This is a genomic window from Escherichia sp. GZ89, from assembly GCF_019366485.1.
Lineage (GTDB): Bacteria > Pseudomonadota > Gammaproteobacteria > Enterobacterales > Enterobacteriaceae > Escherichia > Escherichia fergusonii.
Genome location: NZ_JAEOHX010000058.1, coordinates 1 through 601, shown reverse-complemented (window position 1 = coordinate 601; position 601 = coordinate 1). Strand labels below are relative to the sequence as shown.

The window sequence follows — 601 nt, the reverse complement described above, 5'->3', positions numbered from 1 at the left end:
TCGCTCTGGCTAAACGTTATGATGTGCTGGTGGTGCACGATCTGGCGTATGCCGATATCGTGTACGACGGCTGGAAAGCGCCATCCATTATGCAGGTGCCCGGCGCGCGCGACGTGGCGGTCGAATTTTTCACACTGTCGAAAAGCTATAATATGGCGGGCTGGCGTATTGGGTTTATGGTGGGCAATAAAACCCTGGTCAGCGCGCTGGCGCGCATTAAAAGTTATCACGATTATGGTGCTTTTACCCCGCTTCAGGTGGCGGCTATCGCCGCTCTGGAAGGCGATCAGCAGTGCGTGCGCGATATCGCCGAGCAGTATAAGCGTCGTCGCGATGTGCTGGTGAAGGGACTGCATGAGGCGGGCTGGATGGTTGAAATGCCGAAAGCCTCAATGTACGTCTGGGCGAAAATCCCGGAGCAATATGCGGCGATGGGATCGCTTGAGTTTGCCAAGAAGCTGCTGAATGAGGCGAAGGTTTGCGTTTCTCCAGGGATAGGCTTTGGTGACTATGGCGACACCCATGTACGCTTTGCATTAATAGAGAATCGCGATCGCATTCGCCAGGCCGTCAGAGGGATTAAAACGATGTTCCGCGCCGA

1 protein-coding gene is annotated in these 601 nt (G+C 54.9%); it reads left to right on the top strand.

The features are described from left to right. On the top strand, nt 1–601 hold a 601-nt coding region (locus tag K0335_RS22170; RefSeq protein WP_219394165.1), incomplete at both ends, for an aminotransferase class I/II-fold pyridoxal phosphate-dependent enzyme.